Genomic DNA, 6688 nt, shown 5'->3' with positions numbered 1-6688 from the left:
GCGGGCGCGGCCTGTTGTGCCTGCACATTCGCGCACGTCGCCAGCAAGGCGATTGCCAGCATCGTGCGCAGGCGCCGGCCGGTCGGATCCGCTGTGTGCATGCTGTCCATGACGCCCGAGCTTACGGACGCGGCACGGCCATCTCTAGCGCATCGGCGCCACCGTTCACGTCGCCGACAGCGGGCGCAGGCACAGCCAGATGGCGCACCAGTGCACCAGCGCGCCGCCCAGCACGTGCGCATGCCAGATCGCGCGGTTGTAGAGCATCGACTTGCGCACGTAGAACGCCACGCCCACCGTGTAGATCGCCCCGCCGGCAGCGATCAGCCACAGCACCGGCGTGTCCAGCCCGGCCACGATCGGCTTGACCGCCGCCATGCCCGCCCAGCCCAGCAGCAGGTAGATCGCCACCCAGAAGCCCTTGGCGATGCCGGGCAGGAACAGCTTGGCGAACACCCCGAACAGCGCCACGCCCCACACCGCCAGGGTCATCGACCAGACCCAGGCGCCGGACAGCGCCAGCACGAAGAACGGCGTGTAGGAGCCGGCGATCATCACGAAGATGCCGGCGTGGTCGAGCTTGCGCAGCACCGGCTGGCGCTGCGGCGGGGCGAAGTTGTACGCCGCCGAGCAGGCGAACATGGTCAGCAGCCCCAGCGCGTAGATGCTGGTGGCCACGATCAGCGCGTCGTTGGCATGGGCGCGCCAGACCAGCAGCGCGCCGCCGACCACGGCCAGCAGCAGGCCGGCGGCATGCACGAGCAGATCGGCGCGGCGCGCGGCGGCGGTGCGGTAGTGCGGGGGAAGCGGGGAAGCGTACACGGACAGGAACAGTGGGCGACGGGGGCCGCCGGTGCCGGGGGGCCGACAGGATACCTGTCGATGGCCTCAGGACGCAGGGGTGTCGCCTATCACAGGTTGAAGCGATCTCCGTCGGGGCGGCAGGCTGCCGACGGTGAAAGCGTTCACTTCCTGCGATATAAATTCCGCGGGACCAATGGAAGGAGCCACGCCGATGACCGTGCCGCCACGACGGCCGTCTTTCCTGCATTTTCTCCCGTTCGCCTTGCTTGCAGGATGCACCATGACCGATCCCCATATTTCCCAAGCCCAGTTCGCACAGCGCGTGGACGCACTGCTCGGTGGTCGCGACAACGTCGTCGTGACTGCCAGTCAGCTGACCGATTTCCCGTGGGCGTCGTTGTGCTTCGCGCGCGATGACAGCCTGCGCCTGACATTCAAGCAGGACGCCGGCGAACAGACGCTTTCGCTCCCCTATGAGCAGTTCTTCGTCGACGAAGCGCACGTCCCACAATCGCTAGAGGACATATGCGTGAAGCCGGGAGAACGCATCCTCATCCGCAAGAAATATCCTGGCTACGCGGGGCCAGTGGAGTTCCTCAAGCCAGCGGAGGGCTGAACATGGTCGACATCACCGACCCCAAGGGCGCCAAGCGCGAGATCGAACAGGAAGCGTATCGGCACTACGAGCAACTCAGCGGCGTGCATCTGGCACGTCGCGCCGATGGCAGCATTCAGGCGCAAGGCCATAACGACGCGCTGGATGCGTTCCGGCACGCCTACACCAGCGGGCGCGTCACCCAGATCGCCTTGGGGCAACAGTGGATTGCGCGCAGGTTCGGCAACGACGCCGAAATCGGCCCGGCCCACCGGAACGATCCAGCAGAGCACCGCATGGATCTGTGGAACAACGAGGCTGGGCGCCGTATCGGCGACAGGACCTCCGGCGCCGATCAACTGGCCCGGGAAGCCTACGCCGCCCTGAAGAACGGCGAACTCGTGACCGGCCTGAACGACGCGCGCCTGAAGCAGCTCTATCCCGAAGACCCGCGCCTGAAATTGCCGGCAGGGGATCCGCAGCGGGAACTGGTCGACCACGATGCAGTCGACCGAATCAATCGCGATGTGACCAAGCTGCAGGATCAGGCCCAGGAACGCTTTCCCCAGCATCATCCCGACAAAGCTTATTTCGACGCGTTGCGCGATCGGCTGCCAGAGAGCGTGTCCGACGCCAAGGTGGCACAGGCACTGGTCGCCGCGAAGAGCGCCGGGATTGAACGTGTCGACCAGTTGGGAGCGGTGACGCTGCAGGATCAACAGATATTCATCGCCGGGCGAACGCCCGGATTTCGGACCCAGCTGGATGCGCATGCTGCAGCACCGCCAATCCGCGAAAGCGCCTACCAGGCGGAGCAGCAACATGCCGTTCAAACATACGAGCAGGCGCAGCAGCCAAGCCAGGGGCAAGCGCGCGCCTACTGACGCGCGCTTCGCCGCATTCCAAAGGCGTGCCCCTTTGGCGCCACTCTTTATTCGCAGCGCAGCCGCCTGCACCTGTCGGTAGGCGGGCTGCCTCCGCGCATCGCCCAGCCTGAATCCGCTCAGCCTGCCCGTCTCGCCTCGGCGCGCCCGGTCTCATACCCTGAGACGCGATTTCGCTTCCCTGTTCCGCTTTGAGAGCCGTGCCGATGCCCGCCCACGCCCTAGCCCCGCGCACCGAGGACGCCGAGCGCGCCCTGTCCACCACCGACGGGATGCCCTCGCGCGATGGCGCCCTGCTCAGCGCGCGGCTCGAGCGCCGCTACCACGACCGCATCACCGGCAGCTTCACCATCCCGGGCCAGGCCGGCCGCTACGCGCCGATCCCGGACGACGTGCCGCTGGCGCTGGCCGCCGCATTGCGCGAACGCGGCATCGCGCAGCTGTACAGCCACCAGGCCGAGGCCTGGGACGCGACGCAGCGCGGCGAGCACGTGGCCATCGTCACCCCCACCGCCTCGGGCAAGTCGCTGTGCTACACGCTGCCGGTGGTGGCCGCGGCGATGACCGCGCAGGCCAAGGCGCTGTACCTGTTCCCGACCAAGGCGCTGGCGCAGGACCAGGTGGCCGAGCTGCTGGATCTCAACCGTGCCGGCGACCTCGGGGTGAAGGCCTTCACCTTCGACGGCGACACCCCCGGCGATGCGCGCCAGGCGATCCGCCTGCACGGCGACATCGTGGTCAGCAACCCGGACATGCTGCACCAGGCGATCCTGCCGCATCACACCAAGTGGGCGCAGTTCTTCGAGAACCTGCGCTACGTGGTGATCGACGAGATCCACACCTACCGCGGCGTGTTCGGCAGCCACGTCGCCAACGTGCTGCGCCGGCTCAAGCGCATCTGCGCGTTCTACGGCGTCACGCCGCAGTTCATCCTGTGCTCGGCCACCATCGGCAACCCGCGCGCGCACGCAGAGGCCTTGATCGAGCAGCGCGTACATGCGATCACCGACTCCGGCGCGCCCAGCGGCGACAAGCACGTGCTGCTGTGGAACCCGCCGGTGGTCAACGCCGACCTGGGCCTGCGCGCCTCTGCGCGCTCGCAGAGCAACCGCATCGCGCGCATCGCGATCAAGTCCGGGCTCAAGACCCTGGTGTTCGCGCAGACCCGGTTGATGGTGGAGGTACTGACCAAGTACCTGAAGGACATCTTCGACCACGACCCGCGCAAGCCGCCGCGCATCCGCGCCTACCGCGGCGGCTACCTGCCCAGCGAGCGCCGCGAGGCCGAGCGGGCGATGCGCGCCGGCAGCATCGACGGCATCGTCTCCACCTCGGCGCTGGAACTGGGCGTGGACATCGGCGCGCTGGACGTGGTGGTGCTCAACGGCTACCCCGGCAGCGTCGCCGCCACCTGGCAGCGCTTCGGCCGCGCCGGGCGCCGCCAGCAGCCGGCGCTGGGCGTGCTGGTGGCCAGTTCGCAGCCGCTGGACCAGTACGTGGTGCGGCACCCGGACTTCTTCGCCGATGCCTCGCCGGAACACGCCCGTATCGCCCCGGACCAGCCGCTGATCCTGTTCGACCACATCCGCTGCGCCGCGTTCGAGCTGACCTTCGTCGCCGGCGAGGCGTTCGGCCCGGTGGACCCGGCGGTGTTCTTGGAGGCGCTGGCCGAGAGCGAAGTGGTGCACCAGGAAGGCGACCGCTGGGAGTGGATCGCCGACAGCTACCCGGCCAATGCGGTGAGCCTGCGCTCGGTGGCCGACGGCAACTTCGTGGTGGTGGACAAGACCGACGGCAAGCAGCAGATCATCGCCGAGGTGGACTATTCCGCCGCCGCGCTGACCCTGTACGAAGGCGCCATCCACATGGTGCAGAGCACGCCCTACCAGGTGGAGAAGCTGGACTGGGAAGGCCGCAAGGCCTACGTCACCCGCACCCATGTGGACTACTACACCGACAGCATCGACTTCACCAAGCTCAAGGTGCTGGACCGCTTCGACGGCGGCGCGGCCGGGCGCGGCGACGCGCACCACGGCGAGGTGCACGTGGTGCGGCGCGTGGCCGGCTACAAGAAGATCCGCTACTACACCCACGAGAACATCGGCTACGGCCCGGTCAACCTGCCCGACCAGGAACTGCACACCACCGCGGTGTGGTGGCAGTTGCCGCAGGCGACCCTGCTCAAGGCGTTCGGCAGCAAGCAGGACGCGCTGGACGGTTTCCTGGGCGCGGCCTACGCGCTGCACGTGGTGGCCACGGTGGCGGTGATGGCCGACGCACGCGATCTGCAGCAGGCGGTGGGCGACGGCGACGGCGCCTGGTTCGCGGTGGCCGACGCCAAGGGCCGCGGCCAGTTGCGCGGTGGCGACAGCGGCGAGCCGGCCAGCGTCGAACTGCAGCAGTTCGTGCCCACCGTGTACCTGTACGACAACTTCCCCGGCGGCGTCGGCCTCAGCGAGCCGTTGTGGCGGCGCCAGGCCGAACTGGTGCAGCGCGCGCGCGAACTGGTGCAGGGCTGCGACTGCGTGGCCGGCTGCCCGGCCTGCGTCGGCCCGGTGCTGGCCGCGCAGGAGGAAAGCGCGACCACGCCGCGGGCGCTGGCGTTGCGCGTGCTGCGTTTGTTGCTCGACGGCGAGGACGACGCGGCGCTGGACGCGCACGGCGCAACCACGATCGCCATTGATGCCGATGCCGATGCGCTGCCGGAGTGGAGCGCATGAGCATCAGCCTGGAGCGCCTGCGCGCGCTGCGCCGGCAGGCCGGCGACGCCAGCGCCGAGCGCGCGCCTGCGTCCTCCGGCCATCGCATCGCAGCCGACGCGTCTGCCGCGCCACGCGCAGACACTGCCGCGGCGACGTCCACGCAAGCGCCGCGGCAGGCAGCGCCGCAGCCGCGCGAGATCGTATCGCAGGCAACTGCAACGCCGGCCCCACGCACGCCACCCGCTCCCCCGCGCAGCGGCGGCGGCGATACCGCGGTAGCGCCGCCCATCGCCATCGCCCCGTTCGACCGCGGCGGCACCGATGTGTCCGCGCTGCGGCGCCTGCTCGGCCTGCGCGAGCGTGCGGTCGCGCCCACCGCGGCTGCATCCCCACGCAGACCGGCCGCGGCGCCGGACCGGCACCTGCCCGGGGTGGAGATCGCACCCGGGCTGCACCTGATCGAGGCGTTCCTGCCGCAGCCGATTCCCGCCGGCGCGCTGTCGCTGGCCTTCGCCCGCCGCGAGGATACGGTGGACCCCACCGACCTGCTGTTCTTCGACACCGAGACCACCGGCCTGGCCGGCGGCACCGGCACCCGCGCCTTCATGATCGGCGCGGCCGACTGGAGCGTGCATCCGGCCGACGGCCCGGGCCTGCGCATCCGCCAGTTGCTGATGGCCACGATGGGTGCGGAGAAGGCGATGCTGGAGGCGTTTCGCGCCTGGCTGCGGCCGGGCACCGTGCTGTCCAGCTACAACGGCCGCTGCTACGACGCGCCGTTGCTGAAGACCCGCTACCGGCTGGCGCGCTGCGCCGATCCGCTGTCGGCGCTGGACCACGTGGACCTGCTGCATCCCACCCGCCGCCGTTACCGCGGCACCTGGGAGAACTGCAAGCTCGCCACCATCGAGCGGCAGTTGCTGCGCGTGGTGCGCGAGGACGACCTGCCGGGCTCGGAAGCGCCGGCGGCGTGGCTGGGCTACCTGCGCGGCGGCAACGCGCGCAACCTGCGCCGCGTCGCCGTGCACAACCACCAGGACGTGGTCACGCTGGCGCTGCTGCTGCAGCGCCTGGTCGCCGCCGAGGCCGAGGAACGCGCGCTGGCGGCTGCGGCATCGGCGTAGGCGCTGCGCACGCCGCCGGCGACATCACTCCAGCCGCTGCGCATTGCCCGCGGCGATGGCGGCATCGAACAGGCGGTCGACCTCGCGATCGATCTGCGCGCTCAATTCGCCCTGACGCGCACCCAGTTCGCCCTGCTGCCGGCCCAGCGCGGCCTGCTGTTCGCCGAGCGCGCGCATCTTCGCCGACAGTGCATCCTGGCGCTGCGCCAGTTCGGTCTGGGCACGTGCTTGCGCCTTGGCGGCAATGCCGTTGGAGTCCATGCGGTCCGCCGCCAGCGCGATGCTCTCCCGGACCAGCTTGCCCTGTTCACGACCCAGCTCGCCCTGCTCTCGGCCCAGTGCTCCCTGGCGCTTGCCGAGCTCGCCCTGCTGCGCGCCCAGCTTGCCGATCGGCTCGAATAGCGCGTCGAAGCGGGCCAGCAGCGCAGGATCGTGCACCACGTAGCGCTTGCCGCCGCGGCGGAACCACAGGCCATCGCCCTGGGTCTCGCGCTTCATGCTGGCGAGTTCGTCGCTGCTGCCGCTCATCGTCGAATGGTTGCCCTTGACCCGGACATACGACTGTTCGAGTTGACCGTT

The 6688-nt window shown here is 69.7% G+C and carries 4 protein-coding genes and 2 pseudogenes; 4 read left to right on the top strand and 2 right to left on the bottom strand.

Features of this window, described 5'->3' with window-relative positions; genetic code table 11:
* Nucleotides 1–165 precede the first annotated feature (165 nt).
* Nucleotides 166–828, bottom strand: a complete 663-nt coding sequence (locus tag D588_RS0123360) for a hemolysin III family protein (RefSeq protein ID WP_043086958.1) — start codon at nucleotides 826–828, stop codon at nucleotides 166–168.
* Nucleotides 829–1015: 187 nt separating this feature from the next.
* Here D588_RS0123360 and D588_RS0123355 point away from each other — a divergent pair, with 187 nt between their 5' ends.
* From D588_RS0123355 to D588_RS28825, 4 genes and pseudogenes are all read left to right on the top strand, one after another.
* The gene (locus D588_RS0123355) at nucleotides 1016–1420 is read left to right on the top strand and encodes a hypothetical protein (protein WP_232764358.1); all 405 of its coding nucleotides are present in this window, start codon (nucleotides 1016–1018) and stop codon (nucleotides 1418–1420) included.
* Between the two features lie 2 nt (nucleotides 1421–1422).
* Nucleotides 1423–2283 (top strand): hypothetical protein, encoded by an 861-nt coding sequence (locus D588_RS26185; RefSeq protein WP_017917716.1) that lies wholly within the window; start codon nucleotides 1423–1425, stop codon nucleotides 2281–2283.
* 206 nt (nucleotides 2284–2489) lie between these two features.
* Complete coding sequence (locus tag D588_RS0123345) at nucleotides 2490–5003, top strand: DEAD/DEAH box helicase (RefSeq protein WP_017917715.1); 2514 nt, start codon at nucleotides 2490–2492, stop codon at nucleotides 5001–5003.
* A 2-nt stretch (nucleotides 5004–5005) separates the two neighbouring features.
* Nucleotides 5006–6109: pseudogene (locus D588_RS28825) on the top strand (ribonuclease H-like domain-containing protein); the annotation flags it as partial.
* A gap of 24 nt (nucleotides 6110–6133) precedes the next feature.
* Here the strand turns inward: D588_RS28825 and D588_RS0123335 are convergent.
* Nucleotides 6134–6688, bottom strand: a pseudogene (locus tag D588_RS0123335) (peptidase M56); the annotation flags it as partial.

The organism is Xanthomonas sp. SHU 308 (genome assembly GCF_000364645.1).
Classification (GTDB): Bacteria; Pseudomonadota; Gammaproteobacteria; order Xanthomonadales; family Xanthomonadaceae; genus Xanthomonas_A; species Xanthomonas_A sontii.
This window is presented reverse-complemented; position numbering and strand designations above follow the sequence as displayed.